The sequence below is a fragment of the Actinocorallia aurea genome (genome assembly GCF_054783995.1).
In genome coordinates this window covers 117,532-134,294 of sequence record NZ_BAAGPQ010000011.1, presented here as the reverse complement: position 1 = coordinate 134,294, position 16,763 = coordinate 117,532, and the positions used below count along the sequence as shown (strand labels likewise).

General features: G+C 76.5%; 5 protein-coding genes. All 5 read left to right on the top strand.

Annotated features, from left to right (window positions below; genetic code table 11):
- The first annotated feature begins 1 nt into the window (after position 1).
- Genes ACYVOM_RS12220 through ACYVOM_RS12200 form a run of 5 tightly spaced genes read left to right on the top strand, consistent with a single transcriptional unit; the run spans position 2 to position 16,689 of the window.
- Complete coding sequence (locus tag ACYVOM_RS12220) at positions 2-8,749, top strand: type I polyketide synthase (protein ID WP_460303417.1); 8,748 nt, start codon at positions 2-4, stop codon at positions 8,747-8,749.
- A gap of 10 nt (positions 8,750-8,759) precedes the next feature.
- Positions 8,760-14,981 (top strand): beta-ketoacyl synthase N-terminal-like domain-containing protein, encoded by a 6,222-nt coding sequence (locus tag ACYVOM_RS12215; protein ID WP_460303416.1) that lies wholly within the window; start codon positions 8,760-8,762, stop codon positions 14,979-14,981.
- Positions 14,978-15,751 carry an SDR family NAD(P)-dependent oxidoreductase gene (locus ACYVOM_RS12210; protein ID WP_460303415.1) on the top strand — a complete coding sequence of 258 codons (774 nt, stop codon included), beginning with the start codon at positions 14,978-14,980 and terminating at the stop codon, positions 15,749-15,751. The genes ACYVOM_RS12215 and ACYVOM_RS12210 overlap by 4 nt, the downstream gene beginning before the upstream one ends.
- A gap of 60 nt (positions 15,752-15,811) precedes the next feature.
- A complete protein-coding gene (locus ACYVOM_RS12205) occupies positions 15,812-16,237 on the top strand; it encodes an ester cyclase (RefSeq protein ID WP_460303414.1) in 426 nt (141 codons plus the stop codon).
- Positions 16,234-16,689, top strand: coding sequence for a nuclear transport factor 2 family protein (locus ACYVOM_RS12200; protein ID WP_460303413.1), 456 nt, complete (start codon positions 16,234-16,236; stop codon positions 16,687-16,689). Before ACYVOM_RS12205 ends, ACYVOM_RS12200 begins: the two co-directional genes overlap by 4 nt.
- The last annotated feature ends 74 nt before the right edge of the window (positions 16,690-16,763 follow it).

The window sequence follows — 16,763 nt, the reverse complement described above, 5'->3', positions numbered from 1 at the left end:
CATGAGCGACCAGATCAGGACCCTTCTCAAGCGCGTGAGCGCCGAACTCTTCGAGACCCGCGAACAGCTCAAGGAGGCCCGCGACGGGCTGCACGAGCCCGTCGCGATCGTCGGGGCGGCCTGCCGGTTCCCCGGCGGCGTCGCGTCCCCGGAGGACCTGTGGGAGCTCGTCGCCGAAGGCCGCGACGCCGTGGGCGGCTTCCCCGCGGACCGCGGCTGGGACCTGGAGCACCTCTTCCACCCCGATCCCGCCCATTCCGGCACCTCCAGCACCCGGCACGGCGCGTTCCTTTCCGACATAGCGGGATTCGACGCCGAGTTCTTCGGGATCTCCCCGCGCGAGGCCCTCGCCACGGACCCGCAGCAGCGGCTGCTGCTGGAGACGTCCTGGGAGGCGTTCGAACGGGCCAGGATCGACGTCTCGGGGCTGCGCGGAAGCCGGACGGGAGTCTTCGCCGGCGTCAACGGCCAGGACTACGCGGCCCGCCTCCCGTCCGTCCCCGCCTCCGTCGAAGGGCACCTCGCCCTGGGCAACGCGGCCAGCGTGACGTCCGGGCGGCTGTCCTACTGGTACGGGTTCGAGGGCCCCGCCGTCACCGTCGACACCGCGTGCTCGTCGTCGCTCGTCGCGCTGCACCTCGCGGTGCGGTCGCTGCGCGCGGGCGAGTCGGACCTCGCGGTGGTGAGCGGCTCGACCGTGATGAGCTCGCCGGTCAACTTCGTGGAGTTCTCCCGCCAGCGAGGGCTGGCCCCCGACGGCAGGTGCAAGGCGTTCGCCGAAGGCGCCGACGGGACGGGCTGGGCCGAGGGCGTCGCCGTCGTGCTCGTCCAGCGGCTGTCGGACGCGCTGCGCGACGGGCGGCGGATCCTCGGCGTGGTGCGCGGCACCGCGGTCAACCAGGACGGCGCGTCGAACGGGCTGACCGCGCCGAACGGCCCGGCCCAGCGCCGCGTCATCCGCGACGCGCTCGCCGACGCCCGCCTCGCCCCCGGCGACGTCGACGTGATCGAGGCGCACGGCACCGGCACCGCGCTCGGCGACCCGATCGAGGCCGAGGCCCTCATCGGCGCCTACACCCGTGACCGCGAACGCCCGCTCTGGCTGGGCTCCGTCAAGTCGAACATCGGCCACACGCAGGCCGCCGCGGGCCTCGCCGGACTGCTCAAACTGCTCGGCGCGTTCGCGAACCGGACCCTTCCGGCGACCCTCCACGTCACCGAGCCGACCCGCCACATCGACTGGTCCGCCACCCCGCTCACCCTCCTCACGGCCCCCGTCCCGTGGCCCGAGACCGACACCCCGTCGCGCGCCGCGGTCTCGGCCTTCGGCGTCAGCGGCACGAACGCGCACGTCATCCTGGAACAACCCCCGGCCCCCCTCCCGGAGGAGCCTTCCGCGCGGAGTCGGCGCGCTGAGGACGCGGCGCTCGCCGCCGAGCCCGGTGACGCGTCCGAGGCCGCCGGGGAGGGCGCGGCCCGCCCGCGTCCGGTGGCGTGGGTGCTCTCCGCGCGAACCGACGAGGCGCTCCGCGCGGTCGCGGGCGGGCTCGCGGGGCGGGCAGAAGGAATAGACAGGGCAGAGGCGCGGGACGTGGGGCTGTCGCTCGCGGTCACGCGGGCGGCGCTGCCGGAGCGGGCCGTGGTCGTGGCGCCGCCGGGCGGGCTGCGGGCCGCGCTGGACGGGCTCGCGGCAGGGGATCCCGGGGCGAACGCCGTGCGTGGAAGGGCCGAAGGCGGCGGGCTCGCCTACCTGTTCACCGGGCAGGGCAGCCAGCGCGCCGGCATGGGACGGGAGCTGCACGGCCGCTTCCCCGTCTTCGCGGCCGCCTTCGACGCGGCGGCGGCGGAGATCGACCGGAACCTTGTCGGATACGCGCCCAAGCCCGTGCGGGACGTCGTGTTCGAAGGCGGCCCGCTGCTGGACGAGACGCTGTACGCGCAGACCGGGCTGTTCGCGGTCGAGACCGCGCTGCACGCCCTGTTCGAGGCGTGGGGGGTGCGGCCCGACCTGCTCGCCGGGCACTCGATCGGAGAGCTGTCGGCCGCTTACGCCGCCGGGGTCTGGACACTGCCGGACGCGGCAAGGCTCGTCGCCGCCCGCGCGCGGCTGATGCAGGGCCTTGCGCGCGGTGGCGCGATGGTCGCGGTGGAGGCCGCCGAGGACGAGGTCCTGCCGCTGCTCGCCGGGCGGGAGCACGAGGTCGCGATCGCCGCGGTCAACGCCGCCCGGTCGGTCGTGGTCTCCGGTGCGGAGGAGCCGGTGCTGGAGCTCGCCCGGCGGCTCGCCGACCACGGGCGGCGCACCCGGCGGCTCAAGGTCTCGCACGCGTTCCACTCGCCGCTCCTCGACCCGATGCTCGCCGAATTCGGCGACGTAGCGGCCGATCTGTCTTACGCGCTCCCCACGGTTCCCGTCTTCTCCGGCGTCACAGGCCGGGAGGCGGAGTCCCTCACCGACCCCGCCTACTGGGTACGGCAGGTCCGCGAAGCGGTCCGCTTCCACGACGTGCTGGGCGGCCTCGCCGACGCGGGCGCGGCCTCGTTCGTCGAACTCGGCCCCGACGGCGTCCTCAGCACGCTCGCCGCGCAGGCCGACGCGGGCCCGGCGGTCCCCGCGCTGCGCCGGGACCGGGATGAGGAGGAGACCGCGCTCCTCGCGCTCGGCCACGTGCACGCACACGGCGGCGCGGTCGCCTGGGCGCGACTGTTCCCGGACGCGCGGACCGTCGACCTGCCCGTCTACCCGTTCCGGCACCGCAGGTTCTGGCTGGAGGCCGAGGCGTCCGGCGACGCCTCGGCGTTCGGCCTGGAGCCCACCGGCCACCCGCTGCTGCCCGCTTCGGGCGATCTGCCGGGACAGGACGGCGCGGTGCTCACCGGCCGGATCTCCACCGCCGCCCATCCGTGGCTCGCCGACCACGTCGTGCAGGGCGCCGTCGTCGTGCCGGGCACCGCCTTCGTGGAGTTCGCGCTCCGCGCGGGCGCGGCGGCAGGGACTCCGGTGGTCGCGGAACTGGTGATCGAGGCGCCGCTGGTCCTGCCGCCCGGTGCGGGCGCCGATCTGCGGGTCGTCCTCGCCGAACCGGACGCGCACGGCACCCGCGCGCTGACCGTCCACGCCCGCACGGGTGAGGACTGGACCCGTCACGCCCACGGCCGCCTCACCCCGGACGAGCACGCCCCAGCCCCGGTGGACGCTTCGGCTCCGGGCCGCGCGGCCCCCGCCGCGACCCCCGGGGAGATCTACGACGCCCTCGCCCGCACCGGCCTGGACTACGGCCCCGCCTTCCAGGGCGTCACCGAGGTGCGGCGGGCCGGCGAGGCGCTCTTCGCGTCGGTCTCCCTGGCCGACGCCGAACGCCCCGGGGCCGGCGGCTACGGTCTGCACCCCGCGCTCCTCGACGCTGCCCTGCACCCGGCCGCCCACGCCGCCGACGTGCCGGCCGGCCACACGCTGCTCCCGTACGCCTGGCACGGCGTCCGCCTCCACACGCCCGGCGCGGCCGACCTTCGCGTCCGCCTCGACGAGCGCCCCGGCCACGAGTTCGCCGTCCACGCGGCGACCCCCGACGGCGCGCCGGTCCTCACCGTCGAGTCCCTGCGCGCCCGGCCGATCCCCCTCGGCGGCCTCGCGCAAGCCCCCCGCTCCCTCTACCGGCTCACCTGGACCCCGTTCGCCGGGGAGCCCGGCGAGCCGGTCGCCGTGGACGTGCTGCCGGCCTTCCCCGACCCCGCGCACGACCCCGTCACCGCCGCCCACGCGCTGACCGCGAGCGTCCTCGGCGCCCTGCGGTCCCGCCCGGAGGACGCCCCGCCCCTGGCCGTCGTCACTCCCGACCCGCGCGAGGCCCCGTCCGCCGCGGCCGTCTGGGGCCTGGTCCGCGCCGCCCAGGCCGAGCTCCCCGGCCGCTTCCTCCTCGCCGCCGCAGCGGCTCCCGCCGACCTCCGCACGAACGACCGGGCAGACCCACCGCCCGCAGCGAGCGCTTCCGTGCCCAGTGCTCCGGTACCAGCCGAATCCTCCGGTGAGCGGCGGCCGAGCGGTTCGGGCGCGCAGGAAGCCGACGGGTCGGGGGAGTTCGGTCCGAGCGCCGGGAAGCCCGAGTCCGCGGGCTTGCGGTCCGGCCCGGTCGACGGCGACGGGCTCGGCGTCCCGCCCGGATCGAGAACTTCCGCGCCTGACGTGCGGGTTGCTGATCATGCGGGCGGATACGAGGCAATCGGTACTGAGGAGTCTGCTCTGGGAGTGGAACCGACGGTGTCAGAAGGTGCGCGCTCTTCCGTGGCGGAAGGCCCGGAAGGCGGGTCCGCGGAGGACGGTGAACGCGGGGTGCTGCCGGAGGCCGTGCTCAGGGCGTTCGGGGCGGGGGAGACACAGGTCCTGTTCGGCGCGGACGGGGTGCTGGTGCCGCGGCTGGAGCGGGCCGGGGCGCCGCGGGGTGCGGGCCGCAAGCCCGACGGGGACGGGCTCGTGCTCGTCACCGGGGGGACCGGCGGGCTCGGGGCCGTGCTGGCGCGGCATCTGGTCTCCGCGTCCGGCGTCCGGCGGCTGCTGCTGGCCGGGCGGCGCGGCGCGGCGGCGCCCGGCGCGGCCGAACTCGTCGCGGAACTCGGCGCGCTGGGCGCCGAAGTCGAGATCGCCGCGGTGGACGTGTCCGACCGGTCCGCGCTCGCACATCTCCTCGACGGACGCGATCTGACGGCCGTGTACCACCTGGCCGGGATCGTGGACGACGGGGCGCTGGCGTCGCTCACGCCCGAGCGCGTGGCCGGGGTGCTCGCCGCGAAGGCCGACGCCGCCTGGCATCTGCACGAGCTCACCCGGGACCGCGATCTCGCCGCCTTCGTGCTGTTCTCGTCCGTCGCGGGCGTGCTCGGCAGCGCGGGCCAGGGCGCCTACGCCGCCGCCAACGGGTTCCTCGACGGGCTCGCCGCGCTGCGCGCCGCGCGGGGCCTGCCGGCGCAGTCGCTCGCGTGGGGGCTGTGGGAAGGGGCGTCGGGCATCACCGGCCACCTCACCGCGGCCGACCTCGCAAGAGCGGCACGGCGCGGCGTCAGGCCGCTGCCGGTCGCCGAGGGCCTGGCGCTGCTCGACGCGGCGCGCCTCGACGGCGCGCCGCTGCTCGTCCCGGCCGCGCTCGACCTCACGGCCGAGGACCCCGCCCCGCCGCTGCGCGGGCTCGCGAGGCCGCGCAGGCGTCCCGCGCCCCGGCCCGACGCCGCCGCGCCGACCGGCGAGGCGCTGCTCGACCTCGTCCGGGCGCAGGCCGCGGCCGTGCTCGGCGACCCGTCGGGCGGCGTCCCCGCCGACCGCGCGTTCACCGACCTCGGCCTCGACTCCCTCACGTCGGTGGAACTGCGCGACAGGCTGTCCGCGGCGCTCGGCCGCAGGCTCCCGGCCACCCTGACGTTCGACCACCCGACGCCCGCCGCTCTCGCCGCCGCCTTGGACGTCACGGCCCCGGACGCGGAGGCGCAGCCCGCCGAGCCGAAACGGACCGCCCCGTCCGACGAGCCCATCGCGATCATCGGCATGGCCTGCCGCCTGCCCGGCGGCGTCGCCTCGCCCGAGGAGCTGTGGGACCTCGTCGCCGAAGGCCGCGACGCCGTCACGGGCTTCCCCGTGAACCGGGGCTGGGACCTGGAGGGCCTCTACGACCCCGACCCCGACGTCCCGGGCAAGTCCACCGTCCGGCACGGCGGCTTCCTGCACGACGCGGACGAGTTCGACGCCCCCTTCTTCGGCATCTCGCCCCGGGAGGCCCTGGCCACCGACCCCCAGCAGCGCCTCCTCCTGGAGACGTCCTGGGAGGCGTTCGAACGGGCCGGGATCGACCCGACGGGGCTGCGCGGAAGCCGGACCGGAGTCTTCGCCGGGGTGATGTACCACGACTACACGCCCCGCATAGGCGAGGCGCCCGCCGCGCTGGAGGGCTACCTCGCCAACGGGTCCGCGGGAAGCGTCGCCTCGGGCCGGATCGCCTACTCCTTCGGGTTCGAGGGCCCCGCCGTCACCGTGGACACGGCCTGCTCGTCGTCGCTGGTCGCGCTGCACCTGGCCGCCCAGTCGCTGCGCTCGGGCGAGTCCGACCTGGCGCTCGCGGGCGGTGTGGCGATCATGTCGTCGCCCGCGGTGTTCGTGGAGTTCTCCCGCCAGCGCGGCCTGTCCCCGGACGGCAGGTGCAAGGCCTACGCCGACGCCGCCGACGGCACGGGCTGGGCCGAGGGCGTCGCGGTCCTGCTCGTGGAACGCCTCTCGGACGCGGTGCGCAACGGCCACCGGGTCCTCGCCGTCGTCCGGGGCACCGCGGTGAACCAGGACGGCGCGTCCAACGGCCTCACCGCGCCGAACGGCCCCGCCCAGCAGCGGGTCATCCGGCGCGCGCTCGCCGCGGCGGGCCTCGGCCCCGCCGACGTGGACGCGGTCGAGGGCCACGGCACCGGCACCCGGCTCGGCGACCCGATCGAGGCCCAGGCGCTGCTCGCGACCTACGGCGGCGAGCGCGCGCACCCGCTGCTGCTGGGCTCGCTGAAGTCCAACATCGGGCACACCCAGGCCGCCGCGGGCGCCGCCGGGGTGATCAAGATGGTCGGCGCGCTCACCCGCGGCGTCCTCCCGAAGACCCTGCACGTGGACCGCCCCACCGGCCAGGTCGACTGGTCGGAGGGCGCCGTCGAACTGCTCACCGAGCAGCGCCCCTGGCCCGAGACCGGCCGCCCCCGCCGCGCCGCCGTCTCCGCCTTCGGCGTGAGCGGCACCAACGCCCACGTCATCCTCGAACAGCCCCCGGCGGCCGACGACAGGGCCGCACTCGGGCCCGACCCGGCTCCTGCCCCCGGCTCGCGGTCCGCCGCGGACGCGGTCTGGACCGTCCCGGGCGGCCCGGTCGAGCCCGCCGCGAACCCGCTCGCCCCGAGCGGAGCGGTCGTGCCCTGGGCCTTCTCCGGGCGCACCCCCGCTGCGCTCTCCGCGCAGGCCGGCGCGCTGAGCGCGCTGGACGACGCGCTCAGCGTCCGTGACGTGGGGGCGTCGCTGGTGCGGGGGCGGGCGGGCTTCGAGGAGCGCGCGGTCGTGCTCGGCGGGCACCGGGCGGCGCTCGCGGCGCTCGCGGAGGGCACGACGCCCGCGCAGGCCGTGCGCGGCAGGGCCGACCTGTCCGGGCGGACGGTGTTCGTCTTCCCCGGGCAGGGCCCGCAGTGGGCAGGGATGGGCGGCGATTTGCTCGACGTCTCGCCCGTCTTCGCCGCGCGGATCGCCGAGTGCGCCCGCGCGCTCGCCCCGCACACCGACTTCGACCTCGAAGCCGTCCTGCGCACGGGCGACGGGCTCGACCGGGTCGAGGTCGTCCAGCCCGCGCTGTGGGCGGTGAACGTGGCGCTCGCCGACGTCTGGCGGGCGCACGGGGTCGTGCCCGCGGCCGTCGTCGGGCACAGCCAGGGCGAGATCGCCGCGGCCGTCGTCGCCGGGGCGCTGTCCCTGGAGGACGGGGCCCGGGTCGTCGCGCTGCGCAGCAGGGCGCTGCGCGCGCTCGCCGGAACGGGCGGAATGGCCGCGCTGGAGACGACGCGGGAGGAGGCCGAGGCGCGGATCGGCGACCGGGACGCCGCAGTGGCCGCGGTCAACGCGCCCCGCGCGACGGTCCTGGCCGGGAACCGCGCCGACCTTGCGGCGATCGTCGCCGAGGTCACCGCGTCCGGCCGCCGCGCCCGGCTCATCGACGTCGACTACGCCTCGCACTCCCCGCACGTCGCGGCGATCGAGGCCGACGTGCTCGCCGTCCTCGCCGGCGTCCGGCCCGGCCCGGCAAAGATCCCGCTGCTGTCCACGGTGACCGCCGACTGGATCGACACCACCGCGCTCGACGCCGCCTACTGGTTCGCCAACCTCCGCTCCGAGGTGCGGTTCGCCGACGCCGTCCGGACGCTGGCCGCGGCCGGGCACGACGCGTTCGTCGAGCTCAGCCCGCACCCCGTCACCGTCTCGGCGCTCCAGGAGACGCTGGAGGACGCGGGCCGCCCCGACGCGGTGGCCGCGGGCACGCTGCGGCGCGGCGAGGGCGGCGCCGGGCGCTTCCTGCGCTCGGCCGCCGAGCTGTGGGTGCGCGGCGTGCCCGTGGACTTCCTGCCCGCGTTGCAAGGCGGCGAGGACGTCCCGCTGCCCACCTACCGCTTCCAACGCGCGCGCTACTGGCTGGAGCAGGACCACACGGGAGGCGGGACGGTCCGCGCCGACCTGCCCGCCGAACCGGCTTCGCAGTCCTCCCCGAACGCCTTCGCCGGGCTCGCGGGAGACGACCTGGACGAGGCCCTCACCCGCCTCGTCCGGGCCGAGTCCGCCGCGGTCCTCGGGCTCGCCGGCGCCGCCGAGGTCGAGGACGGCCGCGCCTACCGCGACGTCGGCCTCGACTCCCTCGCCGCGGTAGACCTCCGCAACCGGCTCGGCGCCGCGACCGGCCTGCGGCTGCCCGCGACGCTCGTGTTCGACCACCCGACGCCCCGCGACATCACCGCCTACCTCCGGACGGAACTCGGCGGCCGAGGCGGCGGGACGGCCTTCCCGTCGCTCGACGCCTCCGTCGCCTACCTCGAAGAGGCGTTCGCCGCCCTGGACGCCGCCGACCCCGACCGGGCCGGGCTGCTCGCCCGGCTGCGCGCCCTCGTGGACGCCGGCCGCGGCGCGGCCCCGGGCGAGGTCGACCTCGACACGGCCACCGACGACGAGCTCTTCGAGCTCATGGACAACCTGTAGGAGCCCCGAGATGGCCACCGAAGACAAGCTGAGGGATTACCTGAAGCGCGCGCTCGCCGACGTCACCCGGCTCAAGCGGCAGCTCGACGAGCCCGTCGCCATCGTCGGGATGGCCTGCCGCCTGCCCGGCGGCGTCGCCTCGCCCGACGACCTGTGGGACCTCGTCGCGGCGGGCCGCGACGCCGTCGGCCCGTTCCCCGGCGACCGGGGCTGGGACCTCGACGCCCTCTACGACCCCGACCCGGAGCGGACCGGCACGTCCTACACACGGCACGGCGGCTTCCTCGACGACGTGGCGGGGTTCGACGCCGCCTTCTTCGGGATCTCTCCCCGCGAGGCCCTGGCGATCGACCCGCAGCAGCGGCTGCTTCTGGAGACCTCCTGGGAGGCGCTGGAGCGCGCTGGACTGGACCCCGCCTCTCTGCGCGGAAGCCGCACGGCGGTCTTCGCCGGGCTCGCGGGCGAGGACTACGCGCCCGGCGAGACCCCCGAGGAACTGGAGGGCTACATCGGGACGGGCACGCTGCGCAGCGTCGCGTCCGGCCGGATCGCCTACACCCTCGGCTTCGAGGGCCCCGCGATCACCGTGGACACGGCCTGCTCGTCGTCGCTCGTCGCGCTGCACCTCGCGGCCCGCTCGCTGCGCGCGGGCGAGGCCGACCTGGCTCTCGTCGGCGGCGCGTCGATCATGGCGTCGCCGTTCGGGTTCATCGAGTTCTCCCGGCAGCGCGGCCTTTCCCCCGACGGCAGGTGCAAGGCCTTCGCCGCGGGCGCGGACGGCACGGGCTGGGCCGAGGGCGTCGCGGTGCTCGTGGTGGAGCGGCTGTCGGACGCGCAGCGGCTCGGCCACGAGATCCTCGCCGTCGTGCGCGGCAGCGCGATCAACCAGGACGGCGCGTCCAACGGCCTCAGCGCGCCCAGCGGGCCCGCGCAGCGCCGCGTCATCCGTGACGCGCTCGCCGCGGCGGGCCTCCAGCCGGGCGACGTGGACGCGGTCGAGGCGCACGGGACGGGCACGTCACTCGGCGACCCCATCGAGGCGTCCGCCCTCATCGCGGCCTACGGCCAGGGCAGGGAGCGGCCCCTCCTGCTCGGCTCCCTCAAGTCGAACATCGGCCACACGCAGGCGGCGGCGGGCGCGGCGGGCATCATCAAGATGGTCCAGGCGCTCCGCCACGACGTGCTTCCCGCGACCCTGCACGCCGCCGAGCCGACGCCCCTCGTCGACTGGACCGCTGGGTCCGTCGAGCTGCTCACGGCCCCCCGCTCCTGGCCGGCGACGGACAGGCCGCGCCGCTTCGGCATCTCCGCCTTCGGCGTCAGCGGCACCAACGCCCACGTCATCATCGAGCAGGCCCCTGCGCCGGCAGTGGACGGAGCGCCCGTATCGCCGCGCAGCACGGTTTCCGCCTCGGTTACGGACGGTGGGCCCGTCTCGGGGCGAAGCAGTACTTCGGGCACGGTGCGCGATGAAGAGCACGCATCCGAGCATGACGGGGCCTCGGGCACGGTAGAGGATCAAGCGCCGACTTCTCTGCCGGGCGGGCCCTGGCCGATCCCGTTGTCGGCCAGGTCGCCGGAGGCGCTGCGGGCGCAGGCGGAGCGGGTGCCGAAGGGGATCGCGCTGCCCGATCTCGGGTTCTCGCTCGCCACGACGCGCACCGCGCATCCGCATCGGGCGGTGACGGTCGCGGCCGACAGGGAGAGCCTGGAGCGCGCACTCGGGGCGCTCAAGCGGGGGGAGCCCTCACCCGACGTGGTCACGGGCCGCGCCGGCGGGCTGGCGTTCCTGTTCACCGGGCAGGGGAGCCAGCGCGCGGGGATGGGGCGGGAGCTTCTGGAGTCCGAGCCCGTGTTCGCCGACGCGTTCCGGGCGGCGGTCTTCGAACTCGACAGGCATCTCGCCGGGCACGCCGCCCGGTCCGTCGGAGAGGTCGTCGCGGAGGGCGGGCCCGACCTCGACCTGACGCTCTACGCGCAGACCGGCCTGTTCGCGCTGGAGGTCGCGCTGTTCCGGCTGTACGAGTCGTGGGGGGTGCGGCCGGACGTCGTCGCGGGGCACTCGATCGGCGAACTCGCCGCCGCGCACGCCGCGGGGATCTGGACGCTCGCGGACGCCGCAGCGCTCGTCGCCGCCCGCGCCCGGCTCATGCAGGCGCTGCCCGGCGGCGGCGCGATGACCGCGATCGAGGCGGCCGAGGACGAGGTGGTGCCGCTGCTGCGGCCGGGCGCGGATCTCGCCGCGGTGAACGGCCCGTCGGCCGTCGTGGTGTCGGGCGACGCCGAGGCCGTCGGGGAGGTCGCCGCGCACTTCGCCGCGCTCGGCCGCCGCACCCGGGCGCTGCGCGTCTCGCACGCGTTCCACTCGGCGCACATGGACGGGATGCTGGCGGAGTTCGGGGAGGCCGCCCGGTCCGTCGCGCACCGCAGGCCGGCGATCCCGATCGTCTCGAACCTCACCGGGGAGCCGCTGACGGAGGCTCCCGAGCCGGAGTACTGGGTGCGGCACGTCCGCGAGGCGGTCCGGTTCGCCGACTCCCTCGACCGGCTCGCGGCCGACGGCGTCACCGCCTTCGTCGAGCTGGGGCCGGACGGGGTCCTGAGCGCGCTTGCGGCCCGCGCTCTTCCCGAGGGCGGGAACGCGCTGCCCGCGCTGCGGCCGGGCCGCCCCGAGCGGGTCACCGCCCTGCTCGCCCTCGGCCTCGCGCACGCGGCGGGCAAGGACGTCGCGTGGCGGGAGTTCTTCCCCGGCGCGCGGACGGTGCCGCTGCCGACCTACCCGTTCCAGCGCGAGCGCTACTGGCTCGCCTCGCGCCCGGTGGGGGACGCGGCTGGGCTCGGCCTGGAACGGCCGGGCCACCCGCTGCTCGGCGCCGCCCTGTCGCTAGCAGACGCGCCCGGCACGGTCCTCACCGGACGGATCTCGCTGCGCACCCACCCGTGGCTGGCCGACCACGTGGTCCAGGGGACCGCGATCGTCCCCGGCACCGCGCTCGTGGAACTCGCCGTCCGGGCGGGCGACGAGACCGGGCTGCCCGCGCTCGCCGAACTCGTCATCGAGGCGCCGCTGCCGGTGCCGGCGCGGGGAGGGGTCGCGCTGCAGGTCGCGGCCGGCGAGCCCGCGCCGGACGGCACCCGGCAGGTCACCGTCCACTCCCGCCCGGAAGGGTCGGCGGGGCCTTGGACCCGGCACGCGGTCGGTGTGCTCGCACCCGGCCGGGCGGACGCGCCGCCCGCCGACTCCGCCTGGCCGCCGGCGGGCGCGGAGCCCCTGGACGTCGCCGGGATCTACCCCGAGCTGTCGGACGCGGGACTGCACTACGGTCCTGCCTTCCGCGGGCTGCGCGCCGCGTGGCGGACCACGGACGGCTTCCTCGCCGAGGTCGCCCTGCCCGCCGACACCCCGGCCGACGCGTTCGGCCTGCACCCTGCGCTCCTGGACGCGGCCCTGCACATCGCCGCCCACCACGGCCTCAGGACCAGCCCCGAGGGCAGCAACAGGCTCCCGTTCGCCTACTCCGACGTCCGGCTGCACGCGTCCGGGGCGTCCGCCTTGCGGGTCAGGATCACCCTGCGCGGGGACGACGAACTCGCCCTGGAGGCCGCCGACGAGACCGGCGCGCCCGTCGTCAGCGTCGGCGCGCTGCGCGCCCGGCTGGTCTCGGCCCGGCAGCTGCGCACCGCGGGTCCCACCGACCTGTACGAGGTCCGCTGGACCGAGGCCGCGCCGTCCGGGCGTTCGGGCACCGACGCGCAGACCATCGAAGCGGCCGACGCGGCCGACGCGCTGGAACGGCTCCAGGAAGCCCTCGAAGGGGACCGTCCGCTCGTCGTGCTCACCCGCGGCGCCGTCGCCGCCGCGGACACCGACAGCCCCGTGCTCACCGCGGCCCCCGTGTGGGGCCTCGTCCGCGCCGCCCAGGCCGAGCACCCGGGCCGGATCGTCCTGGTGGACGTCGCCGAGGGCGAGCGCGCGCCCGCCGACCCGTTCTCCTACGGCGAGCCGCAGCTCGCGGTCCGCGACGGGCGGGTCCTCGCGCCCCGCCTCGTCCGCGCCGCGCCGCCCGCCGAGGACGCGCAGCCGCTCACCTGGCGCACCGACGGCACGGTGTTGATCACCGGAGGCACCGGCGTCCTCGGCGCGGCCGTCGCCCGCCACCTCGTCCAAGCCCACGGCGTCCGCAACCTCCTGCTCCTCAGCCGAGGCGGTCCCGACGCCCCGGGCGCGAAGGCCCTCGCCGACGACCTCGCCGACCTGGCCTCCCCACGCACGAACACGACCGGTGCGACCGCCGTCGACCGGGCGGCCTCGGACACCGCGGCGCCTGCGGGTCGGCTCCGCACCGAGACCGCGCCTGACCGGGATACCTCGGTCGAGGCCGCGCCGGACTCGGCGACCTCGGCCGGGCCGGACGGGCCGCGCATCGAGGTCGTCGCGGTGGACGTGGCCGACCGGGAGGCGCTGGCGGCGGCGCTCGCCGCGATCCCGCCGGAACGGCCGCTGACCGGGATCGTGCACACGGCGGGCGTCGTCGACGACGGGCTGATCGGCACGCTCACCGCGGAAAGGCTCGCGGGGGTCTTCGGCGCGAAGGCGGACGGCGCGTGGCACCTGCACGAGCTGACCGAGGGACTCGACCTCGACGCGTTCGTGCTCTACTCGTCGGCCGCCGGGATCATCGGCGGGCCCGGCCAGGGCTCCTACGCGGCGGCGAACACGTTCCTTGACGCGCTCGCGGCGCACCGGCACGCCCGCGGGCTGCCCGGCACGTCGCTGGCCTGGGGCATGTGGGCCGAGCCCTCCGGGGTCACCGCGCACCTCACCGACGTGGACCGCAGCCGCGCCGCCCGCTCCGGCCTGCGCCCCCTGGAGACCGGGGCGGGCCTCGCGCTGTTCGACGCGGCCGTCGGGCTGGCCCGGCCGCTGCTCGTGCCCGCGCCGCTCGATCCCGCCGCGCTGCGCGCCCGCGGCGAGGACCTGCCCGCGGTCCTGCGCGCGCTGGTCCCCGCCGTGCGGCGCACGGCGTCGGCGGCGGCCGGCGGCCCGTCGCTCGCGCGCAGGCTCGCCGGGGTCCCCGAGGACGGACGGGAGGACGCTCTCGTGGAGATCCTCCGCGAGGAGGCCGCGGCGGTCCTCGGCACGACCGCCGACCGGATCGAGCCCGACCGGCCCTTCCAGGAGGCCGGCCTGGACTCCCTGGCGTCGGTCGAGCTGCGCAACCGCCTGGGCGCGCTCAGCGGGCTGCGGCTCTCGGCCACCGTCACCTTCGACCATCCCGACGCCCGCGCGCTGGCCGCCCACCTGCTGACGCTCCTCGCCGACGCCCCCGCCGACGGCCCCGCGCCCGCCGCGACGGCCGAGGCCGACCGGTACGGCCCCCTCTCGACCCTGTACCGGGGGCTCGCGGCGCGCGGCGAGTTCGCCGCCGCCGCCGAGCTGATCGGCGTCGCCTCGCACCTGCGCGCGGCGTTCCCGGCCGAGGAGCGCGCCGCGCACGCCAAGCCGCCGCTCACCCTCGCCGAGGGCCCCGCGGAGGTCGCCCTCGTGCTCTTCCCGGCGGTCAGCGCGATCTCCGGCCCGCACGAGTACGCCAGGTTCGGGCACGCCATGCGCGGCGAACGCGACGTGTTCGTGCTGCCGTCGCCGGGGTACGCCGAGTCCGACGCGCTGCCCGACAGCGAGGACACCTACATCGGGATGCACGCCGACACCGTCGCCGAGCTCGTCGGCGGGCGGCCCTACGCCGTGCTCGGCAGGTCCATGGGAGGGTGCATCGCGCACTCGGTCGCGGCCGAGCTGGAGCGGCGCGGGCACGGCCCGCGCGGGCTCGCGCTCATCGACACCTACCCGATCGACAGCCCCGCCCGGCCGGGCTTCGCCGACTGGTGGCTCGCCGCGATGCTCACCGGCATGATCGAGCGGATCGAGCGCTACGACATGGTGTGGAGCGACGCGAGCCTCACCACCATGGGCGCCTACGGCCGTGTCCTCGCCGCCTGGGATCCGGCCCCGATCGCCGCGCCCACCCTGCTGCTGCGCGCCGCCGAGCCGCTGGCGCACACGGTCGTCGACGGCCCGCACGACTGGCGCGCGTTCTGGCCGCTGCCGCACGCCACGGCCGACGTGCCCGGCGACCACTTCACCGTTCTGGAAGACCACGCCGGCACGACCGTCGAGGCGGTCCGCGCCTGGCTCGCCTCACTCACCACCCAGCAAGGAGGACCGGCATGACCTCAGTAGTGGCCGTCACCGGAGCGGGCTCCGGGATCGGCTTGGCGACCGCGCTGCTGTACGCCGAACGCGGCTACGGCGTCGTCGCGGTCGACGTGGACGCCGAGGGGCTGGCCAAGGCCGGAGCCGCGGAGGGCGTCGTGACGCTGCGCGGCGACGTGGCCGACGCCGACGTGAACGAGGCGTTCGTCGCGCTCGCGCTGGAGCGGTTCGGCCGCCTGGACGCGGTGGTGCTGAACGCGGGGTTCGGCGGCGCGGGGCCGCTGGACTCGCCCGGCGCGATCGAGCGGTTCGACCGGATCATCGCGGTGAACCTGCGCGCGGTCGCGCTGGGCGTCCGGGCGGCGCTGCCGGCGTTCCGCGCGGCCGGGGGAGGCGCCGTCGTCGCGACGTCCTCGGTGTCCGGCCTCGCCGGAGACCCCGTCACGTGGGCGTACAACGCGGCCAAGGCCGGGGTCGTCAACCTCGTGCGGGGACTCGCGATCGACTACGGGGTGGAGAACATCCGGGTCAACGCGATCGCGCCCGGCGGGTCGGCGACCGCGCTCACCGCGGGTGTCATCGCCCATCCGGAGCTGGGCCCGGCCGTCACCCGGCGGATCCCGCTCCAGCGCTGGTCGCAGCCGCGCGAGCAGGCCGAGGCGATCTACTTCCTCACCTCGCCCGCGGCGTCCTACATCACCGGCGTCACCCTGCCCGTCGACGGCGGCCTCAGCGCCAACGGCGGCATCCTCCTGCCGCCCGCCTTCCCCGGCGACGCCCCGCACTAGCCCGCCCGCACCAGACCCGCACGACCCGACCGCACCGACCCGACCTTCGAGGAGACACGCATGAGCACGACCACCCAGGACACCGCGGCGCGCAACAAGGACATCGCCCGCCGCTTCTACGCCGAGCTGGTCACCGGACCGCACCCGGAGCTGCTGGAGGAGTTCGTCGCGCCGGACGCGGTCGACGAGACGTCGGCGGGCCTCGGCGGCATCGAGGACTTCCGTGCCCACCTCGCCTGGATCGCCGCGTCCGCGGGCGAGGTGACCGCGTCCGTCACCGACGCCGTGGCCGAAGGGGACCGGGTCGTGGTCTTCTGGCGGATCGAGGGCACGCACACCGGCGAGCTGTTCGGCGTGCCGCCGACCGGCCGCCGCTTCAGCGGGCAGAGCGTCAGCACGATCACCTTCCGCGACGGCAAGATCGTCCGGTACGCCGTGCTGCCGGACCGCCTCGGCATCGTCCAGCAGCTCGGCGCGGTGTCATGACCGCGCCGCTCAGATACGCGGACCGCCTGGAGATCCTCCAGGTCCTCGCCCTGTTCGCGCACGTCTTCGACAACGCCGAGACCGAGGGACTGGGCCTGGTCTTCACCAAGGACGCCGTGGTCGAGATGCGCCGCAGCGGCCGGGAGGTCGCCGGGCTGGACGCCATCGCGGAGTTCACCCAGGCGCTCGCCGGCGGCGCGCCCGACCACCACACGCTCGACACCGTCCTGATCGCCGAGACGCCGGGCCGGGTGCGGGCGCGCAGCCGGTACCTCGCGGTCCTGCCGGACGGCTCGGTGCACAACGGGGAGTTCCTCGACATCCTGCTGCTCACCGACCAGGGCTGGCGGATCGCCCGGCGCGTCTCGGTGCCCCGCTACCCGCTCGGTGAGCCGATCGTCCCGCTCCCGGACGGATTCATCGACCCGTGGCGGCTCACGGGGGGCGGATAAGGGTCGGTAGGGGTTCCGTCGTCTGGTCCGCGGATTCGGGGCGGGCTAGCTTCGGGGAAATCTCTTCTTTTCCT

Excerpts from the sequence above, each read along its gene's own strand:
- ACYVOM_RS12210 (WP_460303415.1), top strand. The coding sequence starts at position 14,978 with ATGACCTCAGTAGTGGCCGTCACCGGAGCGGGCTCCGGGATCGGCTTG.
- ACYVOM_RS12220 (WP_460303417.1), top strand. The coding sequence starts at position 2 with ATGAGCGACCAGATCAGGACCCTTCTCAAGCGCGTGAGCGCCGAACTC.
- ACYVOM_RS12215 (WP_460303416.1), top strand. The coding sequence starts at position 8,760 with ATGGCCACCGAAGACAAGCTGAGGGATTACCTGAAGCGCGCGCTCGCC.
- ACYVOM_RS12205 (WP_460303414.1), top strand. The coding sequence starts at position 15,812 with ATGAGCACGACCACCCAGGACACCGCGGCGCGCAACAAGGACATCGCC.
- ACYVOM_RS12200 (WP_460303413.1), top strand. The coding sequence starts at position 16,234 with ATGACCGCGCCGCTCAGATACGCGGACCGCCTGGAGATCCTCCAGGTC.